We start from the raw sequence: 24,208 nt of genomic DNA on the forward strand, positions 1-24,208 counted from the left end.
GCCGGCGTGACGCGACCCGGGTTCCACCAACCCCTCGTCTTAGTTAGCAGTGCATTTGGCAGAGTATGGCTTCGATGGCGGCGATTTCATCTTCAAGATGCCGCCGCTCTTTGCTGCTCTCGTAGGGAATCCGCGACCTGAGTTCCTTGACCTGGGCCTCCAGCCGGTCAGCGAGCCTCGCGTCATCAAATCTGAAATCCTTCATCGATATCGTCAGCATGGAATGGTCTCCCGGAATTCGCCTATGCAATTAGTCTGGACGCTGTCACGGGCGGCGGCAAGCTGGCTTTGACGAGCCCGGCAGATCGCGGCGTCGACCCGCTGGCGAGAAGCTGTCTGGTTCCTGCGAGTGACGCGGTCGTCCTCGAACTCCACTGTCGCCGCCAGCAGTGTCTTCAGACCGCGCAGATACGCCAGCGCCTCGTGTCGGGCGGCTTCGTCAGCAATGGTTGAAAGATGCGCGTCGATTGCATCGTGTAGCGTGCGAATTAGTCTCAAGTCTCTCTCCTGTCATGAAAGGTCCGCAACCACGCTGTACCGGCCGGCGGCCGGCCTCAAGGTCAACCGGGGCGACGTTGTGCCGGCGGTAAGTCCCGCAAAACGACGACGGCCTCATCACCGTATTCTTGGTCGTCGTCTGCCTTTCGCCGCTCGCTCCATTTTTTCCACCCGAATGCGACTTCCGCTCCGGCGACCAGATCTTTCACGGCGGTCGACGGTTCGGCGTTTGCAGGCCCGCGGAACTGACGGACAAAACCGTCGCGGAGTTCCAGCGTCGCCTTTGGTTTCCCGTTCTGATCGCGAACCGAGTACATCCCGGCGCCAGGATCATCGAGCAGTTCGTCGTATCCACCGGAGCCGATGCAGTGGCGCATTAGGAGGCCTTCTTTCCGAAGTGCGGCGCGTGACAACAGTTGAACGAGGGTATGCCCGGCGCCGAGGTCGTAGACGAACGTTTCGTCTTCCGAGCCCAGGAAAACGTCCCGGATGTTGCGCTGGCGAAGACCCTTTGTAGCTTCATGCACCAGGCGTTCCAGGCTGCCGCATTTCGTGAGCTTTTTCGGGGAGCCGTTGCCGTCAACATTTGCGAGCCACGGATGCGCGTCCGAGACCGCGGTGATCAGCCAGTCGCAGACGTGCCAGGCGTCTACGGAATGCCACTGCATCCACAAGTCCGCCCGGCGGCTCCACTTACGATAGATGTGTCCGTCACCCTTCTCGGGCCAGCCGTCGATTTGGTGCCATTCCGGGTCGGTGTGGTCGCCAGGGGTGGGCATCCACTCGGGATCGACAGCGTCCTGTTTACGCCAGTCCAACCAGAAGATTCGGCCGAGCGAACAGCCGACAAGATTGCGGATCGGCACGAAAACTCGGTCGGGAATGTCCAGCTCGCACGATAAGTGGAAGACGGCCTCGCGGTATTCTGGGTGATCGTATTTGTCGGCCATGCGTCGATGCCTCCTTTGTGGGGAGAGCGTCTGTCGTCGGCGTGCAAGCAACAACGATGATGCCCCGATGGTCGCCAACATCGTCGACGGGTACGCCGGGGAATTTTTACGGCGCCGGTCGGCAGGAGGGAGGAGATAGAGGCTGGCGAGCGGCAATACGGTCGAGGAGGGGCGACCTATGTCCGGGGCTGCGAACGTCGGCGATGACGGCCTGGGTCAGCGCCCGGTGTATCTCGGTCCAAGCGGCGTTGATGTCGATCCACGCCTGGGTAACCGTCATCGCGAAACCGCGTTCTGCGCGGAGCTTGTTCCAACTTTGCTCTCGAGGCTCCATCGAAGCCCAGGACAGCGCCGCTGGCGACGGAGCACATACAGACAGCGGGATATCCCTTTGTTTGCAGACGCGGATGATCTCGCGGCCAACGCGATCCTTGTCGACCCCCATAGCGGCGAAACTGAGCAGATCCGCCTGGTGTTTGACGCGGCAGTCGGTCGCGCGCTGCTGGAGAACTGCGAGCCATTTCTCCGCGGCCGACGCCTCGAGCGGCTGCACATAGGCGACGATGCCGGGCTGGTTGCGGATCATAGACGGCAGTTCCTGACGAGCGACGTTTTGGGGGAACGCCCACGGCCCCCGACCGACAGACATGTCGATGTGAGTGTTGCCTCCGATCGTGCCGCACATCGCTTGAAGCGTTATCCTGATGACAGGATCGCCATGGTCGACGTCCAGTTGCTCCATCCTGATCTTCCTGATCTCGATACCTTCCGCGCGCAGGGCGGTCGCGATGCGCTGGAAGGCGCGTTGAATTTCGATCTCGGCGTAGTAGTGGATGACGACGATATCGCCGCCCACGGTCGGTCGCATGATCTGTGGGAATAGCAGCCCACCCTTGACCATAAACGGTGCTGGGCCGAACCCGACTTGCCAATGTGCGAGAACGCGCTCCGCGACATATCGCGACGCGCTCCTATTAACGTCCATTCCCCGCTTGCTGCAGTTCTGCTTGAGACGGTTCCCGAGCGCGACGGCTACGGCTGTTATCGGTGTGAAGTCTTGCATTCCGATGTCTCCCTTTGCCGGGAGACTGGGTTGCGGCGATGCAAGTCACAAAACGACGTGTTTTTGGGGAATTCCGATTCACATCCATGGAGTAATGGGGGGAGGCGGGACTAACGCACTCATCCCGAGGTCTTGGAATAGCGACGTCGCTTGATGAGGCGAGCCGACAACGCGGACCAAGACTGCTGTCGATCGAGCCCCCGGCTGCCGACCAGGTGATCAAGTGCGGAATCGAAAATCGCATTCAAGACATCGCTGGTCTTAGTCGTCCGATCACCATCTGCCTTGACCTTGCGCAGCTCGGCTTTGATAGCGGCCGAGATGGCTTCGTCGACTGCCACAGGCTGTGGCTTCCCAGCAGCCGCGCGCCGTTGCCGCGTCCGCTGCGCGGAAGAACGCTGTCGCTCCGTTGTCCTGAAGAATTCTCTTGCCATGCTTCACACCTCCCGAAACGGCGTTCCCGGGGTTATCGAACGGCGTTTCCGTGCAAGAGACAAAGGAGATACGATCCAAATCGAGGATGGGACGTGGATGTCCCATTCTCAAATCACGATGACTTGCGCGCAATATGCAGCAGCTTCGGTCTGAGCTGGCCGGATTTCGCTCGCGCACGGATAGTCATCGGCGCGCCGACCTGGTCGTGGAAGACTTTACCGAGGTACGACATAACAGCGTCGGCACCGGGACCTCCCGTCGCCAGGATCAGCAGTGCCGCATCGGCGAGAGCCTCCCGGGCGGACGAGGGATCGAACTTCACGCTTCCGGATGCCTGGCGGGCTTTGAGCTTTGCCCGACGTTCGGCCTGCAGCTTGGCTTTGTACGCCCGGAACTCGTCGGTGGACATATCAGCCACGCCGACCGTAGGTCGATTCGTGACGGACCTCGTCACCGGGTTCTTGATCGGATCATCGCCAAGCAGTTCTTTCAAAAGCCCCAGCTCGTCTTCAATCCTATCGGCCGGCTCTTCGATTTCGATCGCGTTGTTCATCGTCTGCATATGCATCCTGTTCTACATGTAGAAACACGTTTTCACTTCTTCATGTAGAAGTCTGCCTGCCGGCCAATTATCGCACAACAGATTTCTACAGGTAGAATGCATTGTTCTATCCTACATGTAGAACACGATTTAGAAGTGAGCTGGCGCACTAGGAGGCTCCGCCGCTTCGCCCCTAGATATCTCAGGCTCCCCGAAACGAAATCCGATATCCCTGAGACAACCTGATGAAACCAACTTACTGGAATCAGAACCCGGAGGGACTACGTCAGCTATCCCAGTCCGCTCCGCGGATCTGATGACACAGACATTCCAGCTTGCACCAGGCTCCGCCGAAGGGCTGAATAAATAAAAAAGAGCGAAGCGACCCGCTTTTAAACAACGGCGGAGCCCATGAAACCTCAGGATTCAATCCTGAACCCTGGTTTCACATTCGCTATCCAAAGGCTCCAATTCTTCAAAATACAGCGCCCAGGAAGACCGTATCATTGGTTTAGATTATACCACTTGTCCCTTTTGTCGAAGAACCTCGACAGCGCATGGAAAAAGTCCACCGTCGGTAAAAAATAACGTTGAACCTCTTGTGTGATGTACCGCCGACAAGCAGACTTTACATCATCAGGGAGACATAAATCGTGCATCAGCCAGTTCATACGACACTCGAAGAAATGGAAGCCGCGCCCAAGAGGCGTCGGCATAAGATGTACGGTAAGCGGGGATCGGTGTTCGTACACGAGCGCGAAGATGGCTCGGAGAAGGGCTACGTCTGGAAATCCACCGGCGACGACATTATTCGCGGTCATCAGCGCGGCGGTCTCAGGTGCGGCGATCTTTCGGCCGAAGCCGTCTTCGATAATGAAAGAACGTCCCCGCGTATCGAAATCCCCCGGATCGTCATCCAGACGATGCAGATTGAATCTAGCCATCTTCGAGCAGGCGACATCGCCGCTTTCTGGCGATTGTTCGCCGAGGCGCGGAAGCAGGGCATCTCGCGCGACACGCATTCGATCAAGCTGGGCGACATCGTGAAATACCTCGGCCTCAACAGCCTCCATCGCGCCAAGCAGGCGCTGGCTCGGCTTTCGACGGCTGTGATGACGCTCCGCCTTAATCAAATCGGTGCTCGCGGTACGATCCGCATGCAGATGATCAAGCTGCTGCACGCCACCGACGATTTCGCCGCACTGCGTGGGCACGACGAGATGTTCTTTCGTCTTCCCGAGGCTTTGAAGCTGGCCGTTATGGGAAGCCGCGACTACGCCTGGGTCGACCTGAACGCGATGGCGCGCTTTGCGTCAAAGTTTACGTTCCCGCTCTATCTCAAGCTCTGCCTGCAAGCGGGCAAGCACCGCATCTATCGAAACGTGCCGGCGATGACGAAGTGCGAGTTCCGGGCCTTCGTAGGAATGCCGGAGAAGACGCAGGCATCCGTTCTCGACAAGACCCTGCAACTCGTTTGCAACGATCTCTCGGCCATCAGCGGCGTCCGTCGGCGGTTTCCGATCGCTATCTCGTTCGAGGATGGAAAGCTCCAGATCGTAGTTGGCAGCGCCGCGAAGAAGCTCCGCGAAGTCAAGCCTGCTTGGATCGCGGCAGAGATGGCTACGAAGCAGACCGCAGAAGTTGATGCGATGCCTGCGGAGAAGCGAAAGCTCTATCCTTCCTTGACGCGTTTCCGTCAGGCGGAGACGGCCATCGGCGCGCCGGCGTTTCGGATTTTCGGCCTGTGGTCTGCCGATCTTCACGGTGCGAAGTCGTACCCCGACGAACACATCGTCGGCATGACCGGCCGCGAGTTCATCGACCTAATTGACAAGGTGGGGGCGGACGAGGTCCTGGAATATTGGACAGATAAGCGTGACTTCGAAGTGCTCGGCATGTCTGGCAAGTGGAGAGACGCCGAGGTCGTGGAACATACGGCATCCGTGAGAATCCCGGTTAATGCGCCAAAGATCGATATGCACGATCTCATCTACCGCCGTACCGTCGTTGGTGACGATCCGCTGCCGCCGGCGCCGGAGACGTTCGCCGAAGTGGACGACGACGAGATCGACTTCTGACGATCGCACCGCATTAACCCTGCGATCGCATTGGCGATTTAGAGCAGCTGAATTCCCGGATGCCGCGTTGACATAGCTATATGCACGCGGCATGGTTGCGTTCAATCGAACTGGAGCCGACCATGAACAGACTGCGGATATCCCGAATAGCTGCCTGAACCCCAGCCGGGGATCAACCTATTCGCATGTCCGCAGGAGAGTTCTTCATGGCTCGCATCGACTTCGAGCGCCTCGTCGCCAAGCTTCATATCGACCGCATTCTCGACAGCCTCGGTTTTCATCCGGCTGGCATCCATGTAATCGTCGTACCTCCAACGTCGATTTCGAACGTCTGGCAAGATGCGGCAGCGCTCGCAGTCCAAGAAATCCGGAAGTCTCGGAACGGAGATGCGAGGTCCGAAATCATGGACTTCCCGTTTCAGCCGATGGAACCTGCGGAAGCCGACTACGATGTCGATGCAGCACTCATGCGCCACAACATGGGCATCGAGAGCGGGATCGACGATGCCGCGTGCACTCTCATCATCGCGGACGGTTCGGATGCCGAACATCCGTCGGTTCCGCTTGCTGACTCAGTCATCCGCCCTGAGCTTGACATCGATCTCGTGATCCTCGCGGCGGCTCAATGCGGCCGCGAGATCACGGCAAATGAGGCCAACCTGCTGGCTGAGATGCCGTGGCGTCGCCGACGTATCGCCATTTCTGCTGCGCGCCCGATTGCTGAAACCCACCGGCTGCACCAGCAGGCGGCGGCAGCCGAGGAGGAGCGGAAGGCTAAGGAACTCGCTGAAAAATCGGACGACAAGAAGGGTCAGAAGATGTCGGAACGTATCGTTCCCGACGTCCTCCCCGTGTCTGAAATGCACGGCTACGGCGACGCGCAGACCTGGGCCCTCGAACTCGCGAAGGACATCGAAGACTGGCGTGCAGGTAAAATCACCTGGGCAGACGTCGACAATGGCGTCTTGCTTTCGGGACCTCCGGGATGCGGTAAGACCACCTTCGCCGCCGCGCTTGCGAGGACGCTCGACGCCCATCTCGTAATCGGCAGCTATTCTACGTGGATCGCCAATGGAGATGGGCACCAAGGCGATCTTATCAGGTCCATGCGCGCCGCGTTCGTCGAGGCTCGGGAGCATGCGCCGAGTGTGATCCTTGTCGACGAGGTCGACAATTTTGTCTCGCGCGGCTCCATCGGTCACGCCCGGTCTGACGAATGGATGCGCGGCGTCGTCAATTCTCTCCTCGAGTGCCTCGACGGAGCAATCGAGCGCGAGGGTGTGATCGTCGTTGGTGCGACGAATGATCCGAGCGGTATCGATATGGCGCTCCGTCGCCCGGGGCGACTGGACCGGCACGTCGATATTCCGCTGCCGGATGCCGAAGCACGTGTGGCGATCCTCAAGCAACATCTCGGCGTAGAGCTGCCGGACCTGAGCGTGTTGGCGTCGCGAACCGTCGGCATGTCCGGTGCGGACCTGGAACGCTGCGCCCGAGACGCCCGACGGATCGCACGGCGTGAGACGACGACGGTTAACTTGAAGCACGTTCTCCGGACGCTTCCCAGGCTCGAGCGTCGTTCGAGGGACGACATCCGCCAAATTGCTACTCACGAAGTCGGCCATGCGGTGGTTGCTGCTGCGCTCGGCTCGCGAGTGGAAGGCGTCGCCATCTCGAAGGAATTCAACCCCGAGCTCAAGTCGCAAGGCTCCCAAGTCGAAGGCTTTGCCGCCATTCGGCCGGCGACGGGGCGGCGCGACTTTCAGTGGTTTGCCGACCGAATCGCTTACATCCTCGGCGGTATGGAAGCCGAGAAACTCGTGTTCGGGAGCCACGGCGACGGTGTTTCGCGCGACCTCGCTGAGGCGACGGAAACGGCAACCTATGTGATCGCATCACTCGGTATGGGAGACACGCTCGCGTCCGACGGACATCGTGATGCCGCGCCATTGGCGCAGGCGCGTCAGTTCGATCCCGTTCTCCGTCGGCGCGTCGAAGACGTTCTGCGTGACCAGGCGGAGCGCGCTAGGGGCATCCTCGAGCAGCATCGCGGAGCATTCAATGAGCTCGTCGAAGTTCTGATCCTTCGCGGCGAGTTGGATGGAGATGACGTTCACGAGACGATCGCGGCGTACGCGCAGCCGCAGTTGTCGCTGTCGATTTGAGGGGGTGTCGGATGTTCGTGCAAAAGTTCTACGTCGCAGACACGCACTTCTGCCATCCACGCATCCTCGCGATTTGCAATCGCCGGTTCTCGTCGATCGAGGACCACGACGAAGCGATCGTCAGCCGTTGGAACTCGGTCGTCCGGGACGATGACATTGTCTATCACCTCGGCGATTTTGCGTTTCACCTCGGTCTCAACAGCGAGCGCATCCGGTCGCTGTTCTTCCGCCTCAAGGGCCGCAAGCACCTCATCATTGGCAACCATGATGTCGACAAGCGCGGCGACCTTCACCCGACGCTTGCGAGGCTCGACTGGGCGGCAAGGCCGGAGCATGCGCTGCGCACCCGGGATGGCGGCCGCGATGTCTACATGTCGCACTACGCTGCCCGTACGTGGCCGTGCGCTGGGCATGGTGCCGTGCATTTCTACGGACACTCCCACGGAAAGCTGCCGGGGCAGGGGCGGTCTCGGGACGTCGGCGTAGACATGCCCGATGTCCTGTTTCAGCCGCGCACGTTCGCTGAGCTGACGAAGGATATGGAGCCTTGATTTTGTCTGGTGACGATCTCGTTCGTGATCAACGCACCCGCAGAGCCGGCGAAATCCGCTCGGCCGCCCTTGCTTACGTGCGGGAGTGCGGGCGACAGTGCCAGGTTCTCGACATCGACGAATTTGGACTGCGCCGTTGGCCCCGCGACCGCGACGAGAAGCGCAGGATCATGATCGACGCTCTCCGCGATGCCGTCGGCAGCGGCGTGCCGGTTATGGATGTGTGGCAGAGGTTTGAAGTCAGCGGCACGATCGCGCGGCGGCTCGTCGGGGCGAGCAGCTACGGCGATCTGTATCGGATTCTCAGAGACAACGAAATGCCTGTCGCATTCAGGCCGGGCGATATCGCCCGCTGGGTACATGACGGCAAGTTGCGGCGTGAGGAAGGCATGGACATCCTGGGCATCGAAAGCGGGCCCGCTTTCGATTCGTTCGTTGCGGCTTGGTTGGCGGGGGAGCAGTAGAAATCAAGACCTTGTTCGAGGACGCGTTATGGTTGTGGTTCGGAAATTAAAGAACTCGGTCGTTAATAAAGAGAAAATCAAAGACTTCAAAACTTAATAGACGTAAGTCATTGAGAAAAATAATTAAAGAACTCAATTGCAACAGTCTCTAGTGATTTCGATCAGAACGCGGAAAGGTTGAAAATACTTGTTGACAGACTTGCGCTCGACGCGGCCTATTAGCTGTCAACGCAACGTGGAGGTCGAGTTGAGCCGCAGTAAAAGTATCCTTCCATTGCCGCCCGCGGTGGACTCTTCGGAAGAGGAATGGGCGCGTTGGAGCCTCGAGACCGGAGCAGGGTTGGAGCGCCTGCGCTCTGAACAGAGACAAGCGCATAATGCCGCCCTCCTCAAAGTGGACATCGCTCTGTCTCGTAAGCGGGAATACGACCCCGAAGACGATGCCGCATTGCCGCTCTCTATCGCTGTGTGCCTCCCTGAACTCGGAGGGGAACTCCGTCGCGATGGTGGCACTCCTGGCCCCGGGTTCACGATTGACGCGCTATACCGCGCGATCGAGAAGGGCGGGTTGGCGGCCGTGAAGAAGAATGGGAAGTGGATGGTCACAAGGGCGGCCATCCGAGACTGGTTGTCTAGCAAGGACGAAGCAGCTCCACGGAAGCCGTCGCGGCCGCAGTCTATCCCCATCGTCGCAGGAAAGACTCACCGGGAGCGGGAGCGCGCCATGGCAGCCGTCGAACTGGCGAAAGCCAAGCTGGCCGAAGCTCGGAAACAGAGAAAGCACTGAGGGGTATCCATGGGCAGGCCGAGCAAAGGCGCGCGTTGGTGGTTCGATAAGGGGCAGAAGAAGTACTTCATTCGCGACGGCGAGACGAAGTTCAGCCTCGGCTTCGGGAAAGAAGCCGATGACCACGAGACCCGTGTCGAACGCGAACTGGCGAAGTACATCGCCGAGAAGCACGCAGGTGACCGTCTGAAGATTCGGAATCAGGATGTCGGAGACGTACTGGTCGCCGACATCATCTCGAAGTACATTGACGTGCGCATCACCAAGTGGCAGCTCGACTATGACGGCCCGCCAGCACGGCAGCACGAGGTCGAAGCGCGTCTCTCGGTGCTGCTGGACTTCTTCGGCGGGATGTCCGTCGAGGAGATCAACGACGACTCCGTCTCCGAGTTCATCGACTACCTCGATGAACTCGCATTCCAGCGCGCTGCTGCGAAAGCGCAGGCGAAACACGACAAGCTGAAACGTCGCCGCGACTACAAGCCCGAGAATGACCCGGGAATGGAACCAGTTGAACGCAAGTTCAATCCGCAGGCTGCCGTCCGATATCTCGACGATCTTCGCGCCGCTGTCGGTGTCGCGCACAGGAAGAAATTAATCCGGCACCTGGTGACCGTTCCTTCGCCGAAAAACTACAAGCCACGGTCGGCCGTCTTCACCCGCAAGCAGGTGGCCGACTTGATCCGCGCTGCCTGGCGTAAGAAGGGAATGGCTTTCGTCGACGGGAAGCCCGTGAAGGAAGTCCATATCTGGCGACACATGGCTCGGTTCCTGCTCATTGCCATCTACACCGGTTCGCGCAAGGGAAAGGTTTGGAGGGTGTCATTCGCCGATGAGAAAGACCGACCGTGGGTCAAGCTGAGAAAGGTCAGGACGCAGGACGGAGGGACGCGATGGCGAGGGACCTTCTTCCGTCTTGGCGACGACGAACAGGCGCACGCGACCAAGGCCGCCCCGGAGATCGAAGTCCCGGCGCGCCTCGTAGCTCATTTCGTGCGTTGGCGAGACCTTGGCATGGATTATCCATGCGAAGACATCCAGGGACATGCAGGCGATCCGTCCAAAGCGATGCGGAAACTTTTCAAGGAAGTTCTCGGAGACGACAGCGACGCCGTGATTCATACGCTCCGCCACACGGCGGCGACGTGGCTTGTCTACCGCGCTGAACTGCCGTTGGCGGCGATTGCCGGATATCTCGGGATGTCCATTGAGACCCTCGTCCGCAGATACGCGAAGGTCCGCAAGACCGACCAGATCGCCATCGGTCAGGCGTTCACGCAGTCCCGCGCCGGGGCGGAGTTCGAGGACGATATCGTTGGCCACGGTTCCGGTCTGGGACGCTTTGCACCTCAGAAGGCCCTGACAGAAACTGACAGAAACAAACCGGAACAGAATGGAGAGGAGTCGAAGGGAAATCGAAATTCATCAATGAAATCAATGGACGCAAAACGGCAGGCGGCATGATCTGCACGTTCGGGACGTGGGGGTCGCAAGTTCGAATCTTGCCACTCCGACCAGCTAAATCAATCACTTAGTTGACTGTATTGCGGCTTCTGGTGCCGCCGAAGACGACTGCGCTCGACGCGAAGTTCGTCGAGGGCGTGCTCGCTCTTCCGGACGCGTGTCACGCCTTGCCGCCCTCAACTGATCCAGTTCAGCCACCTGCCTGCGCATGAAAAAGGGGCCGCTTGGCCCCTTTTCACGTCTTCAGATTTTCCGCTTACTCGTCGATCGTGTCGATGATCTCGATCGCCTGGGCGGCGGTGACGCGGCGGACTTCGGCGTCTTCGCGGCGGCTCGAGAAGATTTCCGTCGCCATCAGCTGGTCGGCGAGATCCGCCGGCAGCGACAGGATCACGCGGCTGTCCTCGGCATGGATGCCGCCGAGCGCCGCGCGCTTGGCGGTGATCATGCCGCCGGCCACCGTGTTATTGGTGTCCGGATCGATCAGGATGAAGGCGCCGGTCGTGCGGTTCTGCTCGTAGGCGTCGAAGATCGCCTGCTCGTCGAAGGCGAGGTGTACCTTGCCGATGGCGTTCATTGGCAGCTCGTCGGCGTGGTTCCACTTGCCGGATTGCAGGTCGAGCTGGCTGATCGGCTGCACCTGGACGCGCTGGCGGCGGCTGCCGGACTTCAGCCAGTAGCGCTTGCCCGGCTGGATGCCTTCGGCCTGCAGCGCCACGAGCTGCGCGTCGAAGGCAAGCCCGGTCATCGGCTGGCTGTCGATCGCCACGATCATGTCGCCGCGCGAAACGTCCACCTGGCGATCAAATACGAGGGTGACCGCGTCACCGGCCACCGCCGCGTTGCGCACCAGGTCGAAGGTGACGATCTTGGTGACGTTGGCGACCATGCCGGACGGCAGGATGACGACGGAATCGCCGGGTTTCACCGAACCGCCGGCGACCGTGCCCTGATAGCCGCGGAAGCTTTCGCCCGGGCGCGAGACGCGCTGCACCGGCAGGCGGAAACCGACGGTCTGCGCCGAGCGGGTGGTCGCGAGTTCCAGCACCTCGACCAGCGTCGGGCCCTCGTACCAGGGCATCGAAGCGCGGCCGTCATAGACGACGTTCTCGCCCTTCAGCGCCGAGACCGGGATCGCGGTCACCTGGCGCACGCCGAGCGACAGCGCCAGTTCCTTGAATTCGTGCGAGATCTGCTCGAAGCGGCTGCGGTCGTAGTCGGTGAGGTCGATCTTGTTGACCGCGAGCACGAACTGGCGGATGCCCATCAGCGTCGCGATCGTCGCGTGCCGGCGGGTCTGCTCCAGGAGGCCGACGCGCGCGTCGACGAGCAGCACGGCGAGATCGGCCGTCGAGGCGCCGGTCGCCATGTTGCGCGTATACTGCTCGTGGCCGGGGGTGTCGGCGACGATGAAGGAGCGCTTGTCGGTCGAGAAGTAGCGATAGGCGACATCGATGGTGATGCCCTGTTCGCGCTCGGCCTGCAGGCCGTCGAGCAGCAGCGCGAAGTCGGGCAGGCCGAGATCGTTCTGCTTGCCCTTGGAATCGCGCTGCAGGCTTGCGGCCTGGTCTTCCTTGACCGCCTTGGTGTCCCAGAGCAGCCGGCCGATCAGCGTCGACTTGCCGTCATCGACGCTGCCGCAGGTGATGAGGCGAAGCGGGCGGGAATCGCGCGCCACCCGCGCCGGCTCCTGCACGGGGAGGGCGACGGCGGTTTCGTCCAAGGCTGCGGTCGCTAGTGCCGGTGCGGTCATCAAAAATATCCTTCGCGTTTTTTCTTTTCCATCGAGCCGGCCTGGTCGCGGTCGATGGCGCGGCCCTGGCGTTCGGAGACGGTCGCGGTTTCAAGTTCGGAAATGATGTCGTCGAGCGTCGTCGCGTTGGAGCGGATCGCCCCCGTCAGCGGGAAGCAGCCGAGCGTGCGGAAGCGGATGACTTCCTCGCGCTTGACTTCACCGGGAAGCAGTTCGAGGCGCGGGTCCTCCGCAAGGATCATCATGCCGTCGCGCTCGACGACCGGGCGCTTCTTGGCGAAGTAGAGCGGTACGATCGGGATCTCTTCCGCCTGGATGTAGCGCCAGATGTCGACTTCGGTCCAGTTGGAGAGCGGGAAAGCGCGCACGCTTTCACCCTTGCGGATCATGCCGTTATAGACGTTCCAGAGTTCCGGGCGCTGGTTGCGCGGATCCCAGCGGTGGTCCGGCGTGCGGAAGGAATAGATGCGCTCCTTGGCGCGACTCGCTTCCTCGTCGCGACGTGCGCCGCCGAAGGCGGCGTCATACTGGCCGGCGTCGAGCGCCTGGCGCAGCGCTTCCGTCTTCATGATGTCGGTATAGAGCGCCGAGCCGTGCGTAAACGGTGTGACGTTTTCGGCGGCACCGCGCGGATTGGTATGGGCGACGAGATCGAGATCGTATTTCTCGACCATTTCGTCGCGGAAGGCGATCATCTCGCGGAATTTCCAGCCGGTATCGACATGCAGGAGCGGGAAGGGGATGCGGCCGGGATAGAAGGCCTTGCGCGCCAGGTGCAGGAGCACGGACGAATCCTTGCCGATCGAATAGAGCATCACCGGGCGCTCGAACTCCGCGGCGACCTCACGGAAGATGTGGATCGCTTCGTTTTCGAGGGCCTTCAGATGCGGATCAAGCGGCGGTTTCGTGCTCTGCGGGTTATGCAATTCCGTTTCCGGATGGATGTGGGGCATTTCGAACTCCGGGGAGGATACTTGTCTCTTGGCTGCGGCGTGCCCTCAGGCGGCGCTGCTGGCGTTGGGAATAATGGAGGAAGCCGCTTCGGCAACGTGCAGGCCGCATTCGCGCTTCTCGTCGTTCTCCCACCACCAGCGCCCGGCACGCTCCGGCTCGCCGGGCTTGATGGCGCGTGTGCAGGGCTCACAGCCGATCGACGGATAGCCGCGGCCATGCAGCGGGTTGACGGGAATGGCCTCCGCTGCGACATGGGCGCGGATCACGTCGATGTCCCAATCCGCCAGCGGGTTGATCTTGATGAGACCACGCTCGAGGTCGGCTTCGGCATAGGGCGTCGCGGCACGGTTGCCGGACTGGCCGCGGCGCAGGCCGGTGATCCAGTAGCTTGCTCCTTCGAGCGCGCGCGCAAGCGGCCTCAGCTTGCGCACGCCGCAACAGGCATGCCTGGCTTCGACGCTCTCGTAGAAGCCGTTCATGCCGTATTGGGCTACGTAGTCTTCGATATCGGCCTTCTCGGGATAGTAGCGCTTGATCAGAATGTCGTAGGCTTCCTCGGTCGCCTCGATGAGGGCGACCGTTTCGTTGAAGAGCCGGCCGGTCTTCAGCGTCGCGACCTCGATGTCGAGCCGATTGCTGCCGAGCGCGGCGGTGATGACCTGGTCCTCGATGCCGAGCGACGTCGTGAAGACCGCCCGGCCTTCAAGACCGGCAACCAGCGCCAGCCGACCGGCAAGGTCGAGGCCTTCGAGCCTGTCGTTCAGGGCCTTGGCTTCGGCTTCGAGGGATTGCGTCGTCATGGCTGCATCCTGTTGCAATTTGCACGGAATATCGCAGCCGTTTGTGACAAAGGACAGAAAAACGGATTTCTATTGCTCAAGGATCAGAGCAAATATCTCTCTGATCGATAAAGTTCTAAGAAAACCTAGTAAATTAGTAGATTATCTCTGTGCGGCGCGAGGGCGTGAAGATGCGTTCCTCTGGCCGAGCCGATGGGTTGGCCGGCCGTTCAAGAATTGTTGAAGGCCCTGTCCTTTCGCGCCGTCTGCTCCAGCTTGTGCTTGACCAATGCGGGAGAATGAAGGGAGACGCAGATGATCCAGTCCTTGTCCAGTCGCGCCGTCCTTGGGAGCGTCCTCGGATTGCTTCTGGTGACGGGCGCCTATGCTCACCACGGCTGGTCCTGGGCGGAGGCCGACCAGATCGAACTCTCCGGCACGATCCGCGAGATCTCGATGGCGCCGCCGCATCCGACGCTCAGGGTCGAAACGAAGAATGACGGCCTCTGGCTGGTCGAACTGGGCAATCCGCGGCTGACGGAACGCTCCGGCTTCGTCGAGGGCGTCGCAAAGGTTGGCGACCCGATCGTCGCGCTCGGCAACCGCTCGCTGGACCGGGCCGAGAAAAGGATGAAGGCCGTCCGGATCACGGTGGCCGGAAAGGTCTATGACATCTATCCGGAACGTATACAGACGAACTGATGATGGGGGCGGATCTACTCGAGGGGATCGGGGCGCTGCCCTTCGCGGTGGCGATACGGCGCTCGGCAACCCTCTACATCTTCGTCAATGCTGCGCATATCCTGTCGATCGGGATAATCATCGGCTCGATCCTGCCGCTGGACCTGCGGCTGATCGGCCTCCTCGGCAAAGTGCCGGTCGAAGTCATCGGTCCCTTTCTCTCTCGCGCGGCCGCCGTCGGCGTGGCGCTGGCGGCCGCCACCGGCTTCTGCCTCTTCAGCGTCAATCCGCTTGAATATGCCGGCAATGCCGCCTTCCTGGCCAAGATGACGCTGCTCGCCGTCGGCGTCGCCAACGCGGTCCTGTTGCAGCTGACGCCGCAATGGCGCGCCGCCGTCCAGGGCGGACCGCTCTCCTTGAGGGTCCGCCTTTCCGCATGGGTTTCGCTGGTGATCTGGACCGGCGCGGTCGTCGCTGGAAGGTGGATCGGGTTCCTACTGGAGTAGCGGATGAGGGTCGACAGGAGGAGCAGCCCCCTCAAGACGCCCCTCCCGTCCGATCTGGTAAGGCAGTTCGAGGTGAAGGAAAGGAAGACAGGGCGCGGCGAAGGAGCTCCTCCCCCTTGTGGGGAGGGGCTGGGGAGGGGCCTTGCTTCCTTTGTGATCTACCGGTCGCTGATCGCCCAGCGCGGGTTGATCCAGGGCTCCTGATTGGAGCGGGCGAGCGGCTGCTTGCCGAGGATATGGTCGGCGGCCTTCTCGCCGGTCATGATCGACGGGGCGTTGAGATTGCCATAGGTGACATGCGGGAAGATCGACGAGTCGGCGACGCGCAGGCCATCGACGCCGATCACCCGCGTTTCCGGGTCGACGACGGCCATCGGATCGTCCTTCGAGCCCATCTTGCAGGTGCCGCAGGGGTGGTAGGCGCTTTCCAGGTGCTCGCGCAGGAAGGCGTCGATCTCTTCGTCCGTCTGGACCCTTTCGCCCGGCTGGATTTCCGGCCCGCGATATTGATCGAAGGCCTTCTGGCCGAAGATCTCGCGCGTCAGGCGCACGCAATGGCGGAACTTCTCCCAATCCTCCGGATGACTCATATAGTTGAAGCGGATCACCGGATCGGCCTTTGGGTCGGAGGCGCGCAGCGTCACGCTGCCACGCGACTTCGAGAGGTTGTAGCCGACATGCACCTGGAAGCCGTGCGTGTTCGCCGCCGCCTTGCCGTCATAGCGGATCGCCACCGGCAGGAAGTGGTACTGGATGTCGGGCTGCTTGACGCCGGGTGCCGAACGCAGGAAGGCACAGGCCTCGAACTGGTTGGAAATGCCGAGGCCGGACTTGAAGAACAGCCATTGGGCGCCCGCAACGCCCTGCCAGAACCACGGCAGCCAGGAATAGAGCGAGACCGGCTTGGTGCTGATCTGCTGGAAATAGAATTCCATATGGTCCTGCAGGTTCTGGCCGACGCCCGGACGGTCGACTTTGACGTCGATCCCCAGGTCCTTCAGGTGCGCCGCCGGGCCGATGCCGGAGAGCATCAAGAGCTTCGGCGAATTGAAGGAGGACGCCGAAACGATCACCTCGCGGTTGGCCTTCACCACTTCGATGCGGCCGCCGCGCTCGATCTCGACGCCGGTGGCGCGGCCGTTTTCGATGACGATCTTGCGGGCGAAGCAGCGGATAAGCTGAACATTAGGGCGCTTCAGCGCCGGCTTCAGATAGGCCGAAGCCGCCGACCAGCGACGGCCGCGCCAGGTCGTCTGCTCCATCAGGCCGAAGCCTTCCTGCTTGGAGCCGTTGTAATCGTCGGTCATCTCGAAGCCGGCCTGTTTTCCCGCTTCGACGAAAGCGTGGAAGAGCGGGTTCTTGACCGGGCCACGCTGGACATGCAGGGGGCCATCGGTGCCGCGCCAGCCGTCCTCGCCGCCGTGCGAATGTTCCATCCGCTTGAAATAGGGAAGCACGTCGGCATAGGCCCAGCCCTTTGCGCCGAGCTGCTCCCAGCGGTCGAAATCCTCCGCATGGCCGCGCACATAGACCATGCCGTTGATCGAGGAGGAGCCGCCGATCACCTTGCCGCGCGGCGCGGTGATGCGCCGGTTGTTGAGGTGCGGCTCCGGCTCGGAAAGATAGCCCCAATTGTAGCGGTTCATGCTCATCGGCCAGGCAAGTGCTGCCGGCATCTGGATGAACGGGCCGATGTCGGTGCCGCCGAACTCCAGCACGATGACCGAGTTCCTGCTGTCCTCCGACAGGCGATGGGCGAGCGCCGAGCCTGCCGAACCGGAACCGATGATGATGTAGTCTGCCTGCATAAGCGTGGTCTTTCTTGTGTGGAGAATGCCACCCTATTCCTCCTCCTTGAGGAATGTGGCCCGTATGGCCGGAAGGGTTTCACCTGCGGCATTCCCCTCCCCAACCCCTCCCCACAAGGGGGAGGGGCTTAACCTGCCGCGACCGCCGCTCTCAAGCAGCGTTGCCGCGAGGGCAACGTTGCTGTTTACGGGGCGTAAGCTGCCCGGCTCTAGCCCCTCCCCCTTGTGGGGAGGGGTTGGGGAGGGGCTTTCCCTTAATAAGGCGCCTCTACCTTGCCCATTCCGACATAGACGGTCTTGAGCTCGGTATAATGGTTGAGCGCCGCGACCGAATTTTCCCGCCCGAAACCGGATTGCTTCGATCCGCCGAAGGGGATCTCGACCGGCGCCAGGTTATAGGTGTTGATCCATAGCGTGCCTGCCTCGAGCTGGTCGACCACCCGGTGGGCGCGGGTGAGGTCGGCGGTGAAGACGCCGGCCGAAAGGCCGAACTCCGTGGCGTTGGCGCGGGCGACCACCTCGGCCTCGTCGTCGAAGTCGAGCACGCACATGACCGGCCCGAAGATCTCCTCGCGCGCAATCGTCATCTCGTCGGTGACGTCGGCGAAGACGGTCGGCTGGATGTAGGTGCCCTCGGTGTTGACGGCGTTCGGAATGCCGCCGCCGGTGACCAGCCGCGCGCCTTCCGCCTTGCCCTGTTCGATATAGGAGAGGACCTTGTCGCGCTGGGCTTTCGAGACCATCGGCCCGAGCTGCGTCGCTTCGTCCATCGGGTCGCCGATGACGATCGCCTCGGTGCGTTCCTTGAGGCGCGCCAGGAAGGCGTCCTTGATCTTCCGCTGCACGAAGACGCGGGTGCCGTTCGAGCAGACCTGGCCGGTCGAATAGAAGTTGCCGAGCATGGCACCGCCGATGGCGCTTTCGAGATCGGCATCGTCGAAGACGATCAGCGGCGACTTGCCGCCAAGCTCCATGGTGACGTGCTTGAGTTCCGCGGCTGCTGCTGCTGCCACCTTCTTTCCGGTCGGGACCGAGCCGGTCAGCGACACCTTGGCGACATCAGGATGGTTGACGAGCAGGGGGCCGGTCGAACGGTCGCCCTGGATGACGTTGTAGAGACCCTTGGGCAGACCCGCCTCGATCAGGATCTCGGCGATCTTCAGGGCGCCGAGCGGCGTGTTCTCCGACGGCTTGAAGACCATGGAGTTGCCGGCGGCGAGCGCCGGCGCGCCCTTCCAGCAGGCGATCTGCTGCGGATAGTTCCAGGCGCCGATGCCGACGCAGACGCCGAGCGGCACCCGCTTCGTATAGGCGAAATCGCCGCCGAGCGGGATATAGTCGCCGTTCAGCGCCGCCGCCGCTATGCCGCCGAAGAACTCGAAACTGTCGGCGCCCGAGGTCGGGTCGGCGACGATGGTCTCCTGGATCGGCTTGCCGGTATCGAGCGTCTCGAGTTCGGAGAGCTCGCGATTGCGCTCGCGCATGATCTCGGCGGCGCGCTTCAGGATGCGGCCGCGCGCCGTCGGGCTCATCGCCGCCCATTCCGGCTGGGCCCGCTTGGCGGCGGCAATCGCCTTCTCGACGATATCAGGCGTTGCCGCATGCAGCCGGGCGATCACCTCGCCGGTCGCCGGATAGATGCTCTCGATCACCGTGCCGGCGGTGTCCTCGACATATTCGCCGTCGATGAAGTGCGAGGCTTTCGGTTGGGCTTTCATCTCATTCTCCCCGCGGATAGCGTTTGGATTCCTCGAGATTGTCGAGGTTCATGTGGTTGCGCATGTAGCGCTCGGATGCCTTTTGCAGCGGCTGATGGTCCCAGGGGTAGTAGGCCCCATTGCGGAGCGCCTCGTAGACCACCCAGCGCCGCGCCTGGCTTTCGCGCACCGCCGCGTCGAAGGCCTCCATGTCCCAATGCGCCACGCGCATGTCGCGGAAGGCGGTGAGCGTCGCCTGATCGACGGGCCCGCGCGGATTTTCCGCAAGATTGGTGAGTTCCAGCGGATCGGCTTCGAGGTCATAAAGCTGGTCCGGATCGAGCGCGCAATGGACGTATTTCCACTTGCCTTCGCGGATGGCGACGAGCGGCGCGTAGGAAGCCTCCGCCGCGTATTCCATCAGCACCGGCTCGGTGCGTTCTATCCCGTTGATCATCGGCAGAAGGCTGACGCCGTCCGTCCAGGGCTGCACTTCATCCATCGAGATGCCGGCGAGGGCGGCAAGCGTCGGCGTCACGTCGACGTTCGAGGTCGGTGTCAGGTGCAGTCCCGGTGCGACGCCCGGGCCGGCGATCATCAGCGGCACGCGTGCCGAGCCCTCGAAGAAGTTCATCTTGAACCAGAGACCACGCTCGCCGAGCATGTCGCCATGGTCGGAGCAGAAAAGGATGAGCGTATTGTCGAGCATCCGGGTCCGCGTCAGCGTATCGACGAGTTCTCCGACCTTCTCGTCGAGATAGGAGATATTGGCGAAATAGGCGCGGCGCGACTGGCGGATGTTTACTTCGGTCAACTCGAAGTTCTTGTAGTCGCAGGAGTGCATGATGCGCTGCGAATGCGGATCCTGGCTGTCGAAGGGGAGGGCGCCCACTTCCGGCCGAAGATGCTCGCAGTTCTCGTAGAGGTCCCAGAATTTCCGGCGCGCCACATAGGGGTCGTGCGGATGGGTGAAGGAGACGGTCAGGCACCAGGGACGGCGGGCTTCGTCGTCGTTGTCGCGGGCGAGTTGGTAGAGTTTCTGGTTCGCCAGGAACGCCACCTCGTCGTCATATTCCATTTGGTTGGTGATCTCGGCGACGCCGGCGCCGGTGACCGAGCCGAGATTGTGATACCACCAGTCGATGCGTTCGCCGGGCTTGCGATAGTCCGGCGTCCAGCCGAAATCCGCCGGGTAGATGTCGGTCGTCAGCCGCTCTTCGAATCCGTGCAACTGGTCCGGCCCGACGAAATGCATCTTGCCGGAGAGCGCCGTGTAGTATCCGGCACGGCGCAGGTGGTGCGCATAGGTCGGGATCGACGATTGGTATTCCGCCGCATTGTCGTAGACGCGCGTGCGGCTCGGCAACTGCCCGGCCATGAAGGACGCGCGGGCGGGAGCACATAACGGCGAGGACGTGTAGTTGTTGCGGAAGCGCGCCGACCGCCCCGCCAGCGCCTTGAGATTGGGCGCATGCAGGAAATCGGCCGGGCCATCGGGGAAGCACTTCCCGTTCAGCTGATCTACCATGAGGATCAGGATATTCGGCTTCCTGGCGATCATGCTGTCCGTTCCTCGAAGGTTGCTTTTAAGATTATCTCGGGCGTTGCCCCTCTCCTCGGGTTTAACCCGAGGACTAGCCCTCTCCGCGCATGCGGGGAGAGGGGACTTAGGCGGCGCGGCATATCCCTTCTCCCCGCGCGCGGGGAGAAGGTGGCGGCAGCCGGATGAGGGGCGGTCGGCTGCATCATCGAAATGGGGGCAGTCTCCAACTCAGCCTCCACCCGCCCGCAAATGCGCATTCACATAATCTTCCGTCAGCGCGATCGACGCCTCGATGCTGATCGGGGCCGATCTCAGACTTTGACGTATGTATAGACCGTCGATCATCGCAGCCGCGCCCTCGGCGATGCGTTCGGCGTCATCGGCAGGGCAGAGCGCCTTGAGACTGGCGAGCAGATTGGAGCGCAGCCGCCGCGCATAGACGACGAGCAGCCGCCGGACGTCCTCGGAGCGCTGCGCTTCCGAATAGAAGGCGAGCCAGGCGGCGACCGTTTCAGGTGCGAACTGGTCGGCCCGGAAGCTGACGCGGATCAGCGCGCTCACCTTTTCCCGCGGCGTCGGGGCCGCCCTCAGTGCTGTGACGGCATCGTGGCGCAACTGCCCGAGCAGGCTGCGGATCGTCGCGATCAGCAATTGCTCCTTGCTGCCGAAGTAATGATGCGCGAGCGCCGCCGAGACGCCGGCGGTGCGGGCGATGTCCGACATGGTGACGGCAACGGTCCCCTGATCGCCGATCACCCGCAGCGCCGCGTCGACGAGCGCCTTGCGGCGCACCGGTTCCATCCCGATTTTCGGCATCTTCTCGCGCTCCTTCAAGAGGCAATCTATTTTTGATTGATGCATCAATCAATAAAAATTCGCATGCTTTTTCCTTTCTTTTTGCTGGGAAATCCGGCTCAATCATGAGGAAGCGCTTGTGCTCGTCGCCAGGACTGGAGGTTGAAATGACCAACACGTTCGATCCCGCCGGAAGACAGAACGTGGCCGCGAAGTGGGGATGGTTCGTAGCGCTCGGCGTGCTGCTGATCATGGCCGGCGGCATCGCCTTCGGCAATCTGCTGATGGCGACGGTCGCCTCCGTTTATTATGTCGGCCTCATCATGCTGATCGGCGGCCTGCTCAATCTCGCTCAGGCCTATCAGGTCAAGGACTGGGGAGGCTTTCTCTTCTGGGTGCTGAGCGGCGGTCTCTATGCGGCGGCGGGCCTGTTCGCCTTCGTCAATCCGCTGCTCGCTTCGTCGATCCTGACCATCCTCATGGCAATCGCCCTGATCATTGCCGGCGCCTTCCGGATCTGGGTCGGCTTCCGGCTCAGTCCGCTCGGCGGCTGGGGCTGGATCGTCATCGGCGGCCTGGTGACGCTCATTGCCGGTCTCGTCATCGCCGCCGGCTGGCCCGTCAACAGCCTCTGGATCCTTGGCCTGTTCCTGGCGGTCGACCTCGTCATGCAGGGACTGGCGCTGATCGCTTTCGGCGTACTCGTCAAGAGCTAGTCGGCTGCCCGGACACCAGATATCGCCCCGAAACGACCTTCATAAAACTTTCACATTGGCGAAAGACTTCATTGACGCTTGCCGCCGATGCTGGCGCGTCCGTATGTCCTATCCTGGAGCCCGGCATGCCTGCCGCCCCTGCAGAAATTCTGTCGCTTCGCCGCTTCGGCGACGACCAGATCGTCACGCTCGCCAAGCTCGTCATAGAAAACGCCTTCCAGCCGATCGTCGAAGCGACCACCGGCGCGGTGTTTGGTTATGAGTCACTGGTGCGCGGCTTCGAGCGCCTGGGCTTCGCCTCGCCGCTCGAACTGCTCGACAAGGCGGAGGGCGCTGGGCAATTGCTGGCCCTCGAGCATCTGATCAACAGCCGCGCCGTCGCCGCCTTCGCGACGCTCCCGGATTATGCCGCACGGACGCTCTTCCTGAATTTCGATTCGCGGCTGGTCGGCGGCGAGGGGGACATCGTCGAGCGGCTCGTCAACCATCTGAAGCGTGCCAATATCGCCCCCTCGGCGCTCTGCTTCGAGCTCTCGGAGCGCTTCGACGGCGGCAAGATGCCCGACTTCTCGGCGCTGGTCCGGCAATTGCGGCTTGCCGGCTTCAAGCTGGCGATCGACGATTTCGGCGCCGGCTTCAATGGGCTGAAGCTCTTGTGCGACCAGCCGGTCGACTATGTGAAGATCGACAGGCATTTCATTTCCGGCATCGAGCGGGATTCCCGCAAGCGCCATCTCGTGCGTCATGCCGTCAACATGGCGCATGTCCTCGGCACACGGGTCATTGCCGAAGGCGTCGAGACGGAGGCGGAGTTTCTCGTCTGTCGCGATCTCGGCTGCGACCTGATGCAGGGCTATTTCATCGCTCGCCCGACGACGCACTTGAATGAACTGCAGACCGCCTATCCGCATCTCGAGCCGGGCGGCGTCCGGCGGCTTTCGTCGACGCTGGACAGCATCCTGATCCGCAAGGAGATCGAACAACTGCCAACGGTCAGGGAAAGCGACGACCTCGATTCCGTTTTCGACCTTTTCCGGCGCAATCCGCGCCAGGCGTTCTTTCCGGTGCTGAATGCCAATGGCGAGCCGCGCGGCATCCTGCACGAGTACCATGTGAAGGAGATGATCTATCATCCCTTCGGTCGCGATCTCCTGAAGAACCGCATCTATCAGCGTCGCATCTCGCACTTCGTCACGCCTGCACCGATCGCCGATCTCGACACGCCGGCCGATGAGATGCTGAAGATCTTCGCCGGCATGGACGGCAGCGATTGCGTCATCCTGACGGAGAACATGCGCTATGCCGGCATTCTCTCGGCCTCGTCGCTCCTGAAGATCATCAACGAGAAACAATTGAAACGGGCGCAGGAGCAGAACCCGCTGACCGGCCTTCCGGGCAATCGGGCGATCCGCGACTACGTCCAGCACGCCGTTCTCGACGGCGATGAAACGCGTTATTTCTGCTATTGCGATTTTGATGACTTCAAGCCCTTCAACGACACCTACGGCTTCCAGAAGGGCGACCTGGCGATTACCCTGTTCGCCGCGCTGCTGCGGCGCCATTTCATCGGCGAGGAGAAGTTCCTGGGCCATGTCGGCGGCGACGACTTCTTCGTCGGCGTCGGCGGCCTCGCCGAAGCGGAACTTCGCGCCCAGCTGACACGCCTTATCGATGATTTTCGCTCTGGCGTCCGCCAGCTCTACTCGCCGGAGCACCAGGCAGCGGGACGGATCAGCGGCTATGGTCGTGATGGCGGCGCGAAGGACTTCCCGCTGATGCGCTGTTCCATCGCGGTCCTGGCGCTTCCGGAGGGCTTCATCCTTTCCGACGGCCAGACGGTGAGCAAGCGGATCGCGGAGATAAAGGCGCGCGCCAAGGCTAGCGAGACCGGGTTGGTCCTGGAGTTGATCGCTCGGGAATGAAACGGGCGAGTGACGGCTTTCCGGAACTGCGAGCGGACTATAGGTATAGGCGGCATGC

The 24,208-nt window shown here is 61.7% G+C and carries 24 protein-coding genes and 1 tRNA gene; 9 read left to right on the forward strand and 16 right to left on the reverse strand.

What is annotated here, in order from left to right; translation table 11 throughout:
- Positions 1–43: 43 nt before the first annotated feature.
- From NGR_RS14730 to NGR_RS14755, 6 genes are all read right to left on the reverse strand, one after another.
- Positions 44–220, reverse strand: coding sequence for a hypothetical protein (locus tag NGR_RS14730; RefSeq protein ID WP_164924215.1), 177 nt, complete (start codon positions 218–220; stop codon positions 44–46).
- A complete protein-coding gene (locus NGR_RS14735) occupies positions 214–498 on the reverse strand; it encodes a hypothetical protein (RefSeq protein ID WP_012707262.1) in 285 nt (94 codons plus the stop codon). The genes NGR_RS14730 and NGR_RS14735 overlap by 7 nt, the downstream gene beginning before the upstream one ends.
- A gap of 62 nt (positions 499–560) precedes the next feature.
- Positions 561–1,448, reverse strand: coding sequence for a PcfJ domain-containing protein (locus tag NGR_RS14740; protein ID WP_012707263.1), 888 nt, complete (start codon positions 1,446–1,448; stop codon positions 561–563).
- Between the two features lie 106 nt (positions 1,449–1,554).
- Positions 1,555–2,511 carry a nucleotidyl transferase AbiEii/AbiGii toxin family protein gene (locus tag NGR_RS14745; protein WP_012707264.1) on the reverse strand — a complete coding sequence of 319 codons (957 nt, stop codon included), beginning with the start codon at positions 2,509–2,511 and terminating at the stop codon, positions 1,555–1,557.
- A gap of 119 nt (positions 2,512–2,630) precedes the next feature.
- A complete protein-coding gene (locus NGR_RS14750; protein WP_164924216.1) occupies positions 2,631–2,945 on the reverse strand; it encodes a hypothetical protein in 315 nt (104 codons plus the stop codon).
- Between the two features lie 113 nt (positions 2,946–3,058).
- The gene (locus NGR_RS14755; protein WP_164924217.1) at positions 3,059–3,499 is read right to left on the reverse strand and encodes a hypothetical protein; all 441 of its coding nucleotides are present in this window, start codon (positions 3,497–3,499) and stop codon (positions 3,059–3,061) included.
- A 641-nt stretch (positions 3,500–4,140) separates the two neighbouring features.
- Between NGR_RS14755 and NGR_RS14760 the strand changes: the two genes are divergently transcribed.
- Positions 4,141–5,565 carry a hypothetical protein gene (locus NGR_RS14760; RefSeq protein WP_164924218.1) on the forward strand — a complete coding sequence of 475 codons (1,425 nt, stop codon included), beginning with the start codon at positions 4,141–4,143 and terminating at the stop codon, positions 5,563–5,565.
- 101 nt (positions 5,566–5,666) lie between these two features.
- Here the strand turns inward: NGR_RS14760 and NGR_RS14765 are convergent, their stop codons facing one another.
- A complete protein-coding gene (locus NGR_RS14765) occupies positions 5,667–5,846 on the reverse strand; it encodes a hypothetical protein (protein WP_164924130.1) in 180 nt (59 codons plus the stop codon).
- 198 nt (positions 5,847–6,044) lie between these two features.
- On the opposite strand from NGR_RS14765, the gene NGR_RS14770 reads away from it, so the two are divergent.
- Genes NGR_RS14770 through NGR_RS14780 form a run of 3 tightly spaced genes read left to right on the forward strand, consistent with a single transcriptional unit; the run spans position 6,045 to position 8,745 of the window.
- Positions 6,045–7,730: an AAA family ATPase gene (locus NGR_RS14770; RefSeq protein WP_240545191.1), complete on the forward strand. Its 1,686-nt coding sequence runs from the start codon at positions 6,045–6,047 to the stop codon at positions 7,728–7,730.
- A gap of 11 nt (positions 7,731–7,741) precedes the next feature.
- Entirely contained in the window at positions 7,742–8,281 is a 540-nt protein-coding gene (locus NGR_RS14775) for a metallophosphoesterase (RefSeq protein ID WP_012707268.1), read from the forward strand.
- A gap of 2 nt (positions 8,282–8,283) precedes the next feature.
- Positions 8,284–8,745, forward strand: a complete 462-nt coding sequence (locus tag NGR_RS14780) for a hypothetical protein (RefSeq protein ID WP_164924220.1) — start codon at positions 8,284–8,286, stop codon at positions 8,743–8,745.
- Positions 8,746–9,286: 541 nt separating this feature from the next.
- Here the strand turns inward: NGR_RS14780 and NGR_RS32325 are convergent.
- Both NGR_RS32325 and NGR_RS32330 read right to left on the reverse strand, forming a co-directional pair.
- Positions 9,287–10,117: a hypothetical protein gene (locus NGR_RS32325; RefSeq protein ID WP_165447145.1), complete on the reverse strand. Its 831-nt coding sequence runs from the start codon at positions 10,115–10,117 to the stop codon at positions 9,287–9,289.
- Positions 10,118–10,354: 237 nt separating this feature from the next.
- The gene (locus NGR_RS32330; RefSeq protein ID WP_165447146.1) at positions 10,355–10,855 is read right to left on the reverse strand and encodes a hypothetical protein; all 501 of its coding nucleotides are present in this window, start codon (positions 10,853–10,855) and stop codon (positions 10,355–10,357) included.
- Between the two features lie 77 nt (positions 10,856–10,932).
- Between NGR_RS32330 and NGR_RS14795 the strand changes: the two genes are divergently transcribed.
- Positions 10,933–11,045, forward strand: a tRNA-Pro gene (locus NGR_RS14795).
- A gap of 207 nt (positions 11,046–11,252) precedes the next feature.
- On the opposite strand, the gene cysN is transcribed toward NGR_RS14795, so the two are convergent.
- Genes cysN through NGR_RS14810 form a run of 3 tightly spaced genes read right to left on the reverse strand, consistent with a single transcriptional unit; the run spans position 11,253 to position 14,503 of the window.
- A complete protein-coding gene (gene cysN / locus NGR_RS14800; protein ID WP_012707272.1) occupies positions 11,253–12,749 on the reverse strand; it encodes a sulfate adenylyltransferase subunit CysN in 1,497 nt (498 codons plus the stop codon).
- Positions 12,749–13,702: a sulfate adenylyltransferase subunit CysD gene (gene cysD, locus NGR_RS14805; protein WP_012707273.1), complete on the reverse strand. Its 954-nt coding sequence runs from the start codon at positions 13,700–13,702 to the stop codon at positions 12,749–12,751. Before cysD ends, cysN begins: the two co-directional genes overlap by 1 nt.
- Before the next feature lie 45 nt (positions 13,703–13,747).
- Positions 13,748–14,503, reverse strand: coding sequence for a phosphoadenylyl-sulfate reductase (locus tag NGR_RS14810; RefSeq protein WP_012707274.1), 756 nt, complete (start codon positions 14,501–14,503; stop codon positions 13,748–13,750).
- 294 nt (positions 14,504–14,797) lie between these two features.
- On the opposite strand from NGR_RS14810, the gene NGR_RS14815 reads away from it, so the two are divergent.
- Complete coding sequence (locus NGR_RS14815) at positions 14,798–15,184, forward strand: DUF6152 family protein (RefSeq protein WP_012707275.1); 387 nt, start codon at positions 14,798–14,800, stop codon at positions 15,182–15,184.
- On the forward strand, positions 15,184–15,669 hold the full coding sequence (locus tag NGR_RS14820; protein WP_012707276.1) for a DUF6644 family protein: 486 nt from the start codon (positions 15,184–15,186) through the stop codon (positions 15,667–15,669). Before NGR_RS14815 ends, NGR_RS14820 begins: the two co-directional genes overlap by 1 nt.
- A gap of 158 nt (positions 15,670–15,827) precedes the next feature.
- On the opposite strand, the gene betA is transcribed toward NGR_RS14820, so the two are convergent.
- The 4 genes from betA to betI form a co-directional block, all read right to left on the reverse strand.
- Positions 15,828–17,477: a choline dehydrogenase gene (gene betA, locus NGR_RS14825; RefSeq protein ID WP_012707277.1), complete on the reverse strand. Its 1,650-nt coding sequence runs from the start codon at positions 17,475–17,477 to the stop codon at positions 15,828–15,830.
- A gap of 254 nt (positions 17,478–17,731) precedes the next feature.
- Positions 17,732–19,195, reverse strand: a complete 1,464-nt coding sequence (gene betB / locus NGR_RS14830; protein ID WP_012707278.1) for a betaine-aldehyde dehydrogenase — start codon at positions 19,193–19,195, stop codon at positions 17,732–17,734.
- A 1-nt stretch (position 19,196) separates the two neighbouring features.
- Positions 19,197–20,735 (reverse strand): choline-sulfatase, encoded by a 1,539-nt coding sequence (gene betC / locus NGR_RS14835; RefSeq protein WP_012707279.1) that lies wholly within the window; start codon positions 20,733–20,735, stop codon positions 19,197–19,199.
- Positions 20,736–20,945: 210 nt separating this feature from the next.
- Complete coding sequence (gene betI / locus NGR_RS14840; protein ID WP_012707280.1) at positions 20,946–21,533, reverse strand: transcriptional regulator BetI; 588 nt, start codon at positions 21,531–21,533, stop codon at positions 20,946–20,948.
- A 146-nt stretch (positions 21,534–21,679) separates the two neighbouring features.
- Here betI and NGR_RS14845 point away from each other — a divergent pair, with 146 nt between their 5' ends.
- On the forward strand, positions 21,680–22,228 hold the full coding sequence (locus tag NGR_RS14845; protein ID WP_012707281.1) for an HdeD family acid-resistance protein: 549 nt from the start codon (positions 21,680–21,682) through the stop codon (positions 22,226–22,228).
- A gap of 125 nt (positions 22,229–22,353) precedes the next feature.
- A complete protein-coding gene (locus tag NGR_RS14850; protein WP_012707282.1) occupies positions 22,354–24,150 on the forward strand; it encodes a GGDEF domain-containing protein in 1,797 nt (598 codons plus the stop codon).
- Positions 24,151–24,208 lie beyond the last annotated feature (58 nt).

Source organism: Sinorhizobium fredii NGR234 (genome assembly GCF_000018545.1).
Taxonomy (GTDB): Bacteria; Pseudomonadota; Alphaproteobacteria; order Rhizobiales; family Rhizobiaceae; genus Sinorhizobium; species Sinorhizobium fredii_A.

Excerpts from the sequence above, each read along its gene's own strand:
- betB (WP_012707278.1), bottom strand. The coding sequence starts at position 19,195 with ATGAAAGCCCAACCGAAAGCCTCGCACTTCATCGACGGCGAATATGTC.
- NGR_RS14730 (WP_164924215.1), bottom strand. The coding sequence starts at position 220 with ATGCTGACGATATCGATGAAGGATTTCAGATTTGATGACGCGAGGCTC.
- NGR_RS14740 (WP_012707263.1), bottom strand. The coding sequence starts at position 1,448 with ATGGCCGACAAATACGATCACCCAGAATACCGCGAGGCCGTCTTCCAC.
- NGR_RS14755 (WP_164924217.1), bottom strand. The coding sequence starts at position 3,499 with ATGAACAACGCGATCGAAATCGAAGAGCCGGCCGATAGGATTGAAGAC.
- NGR_RS14820 (WP_012707276.1), top strand. The coding sequence starts at position 15,184 with ATGATGGGGGCGGATCTACTCGAGGGGATCGGGGCGCTGCCCTTCGCG.
- NGR_RS14745 (WP_012707264.1), bottom strand. The coding sequence starts at position 2,511 with ATGCAAGACTTCACACCGATAACAGCCGTAGCCGTCGCGCTCGGGAAC.
- NGR_RS14845 (WP_012707281.1), top strand. The coding sequence starts at position 21,680 with ATGACCAACACGTTCGATCCCGCCGGAAGACAGAACGTGGCCGCGAAG.
- NGR_RS14815 (WP_012707275.1), top strand. The coding sequence starts at position 14,798 with ATGATCCAGTCCTTGTCCAGTCGCGCCGTCCTTGGGAGCGTCCTCGGA.
- betA (WP_012707277.1), bottom strand. The coding sequence starts at position 17,477 with ATGCAGGCAGACTACATCATCATCGGTTCCGGTTCGGCAGGCTCGGCG.
- NGR_RS14775 (WP_012707268.1), top strand. The coding sequence starts at position 7,742 with ATGTTCGTGCAAAAGTTCTACGTCGCAGACACGCACTTCTGCCATCCA.
- NGR_RS14765 (WP_164924130.1), bottom strand. The coding sequence starts at position 5,846 with ATGAAAACCGAGGCTGTCGAGAATGCGGTCGATATGAAGCTTGGCGAC.
- cysD (WP_012707273.1), bottom strand. The coding sequence starts at position 13,702 with ATGCCCCACATCCATCCGGAAACGGAATTGCATAACCCGCAGAGCACG.
- NGR_RS14810 (WP_012707274.1), bottom strand. The coding sequence starts at position 14,503 with ATGACGACGCAATCCCTCGAAGCCGAAGCCAAGGCCCTGAACGACAGG.
- betC (WP_012707279.1), bottom strand. The coding sequence starts at position 20,735 with ATGATCGCCAGGAAGCCGAATATCCTGATCCTCATGGTAGATCAGCTG.
- betI (WP_012707280.1), bottom strand. The coding sequence starts at position 21,533 with ATGCCGAAAATCGGGATGGAACCGGTGCGCCGCAAGGCGCTCGTCGAC.
- NGR_RS14770 (WP_240545191.1), top strand. The coding sequence starts at position 6,045 with ATGGGCATCGAGAGCGGGATCGACGATGCCGCGTGCACTCTCATCATC.
- NGR_RS14750 (WP_164924216.1), bottom strand. The coding sequence starts at position 2,945 with ATGGCAAGAGAATTCTTCAGGACAACGGAGCGACAGCGTTCTTCCGCG.
- cysN (WP_012707272.1), bottom strand. The coding sequence starts at position 12,749 with ATGACCGCACCGGCACTAGCGACCGCAGCCTTGGACGAAACCGCCGTC.
- NGR_RS14850 (WP_012707282.1), top strand. The coding sequence starts at position 22,354 with ATGCCTGCCGCCCCTGCAGAAATTCTGTCGCTTCGCCGCTTCGGCGAC.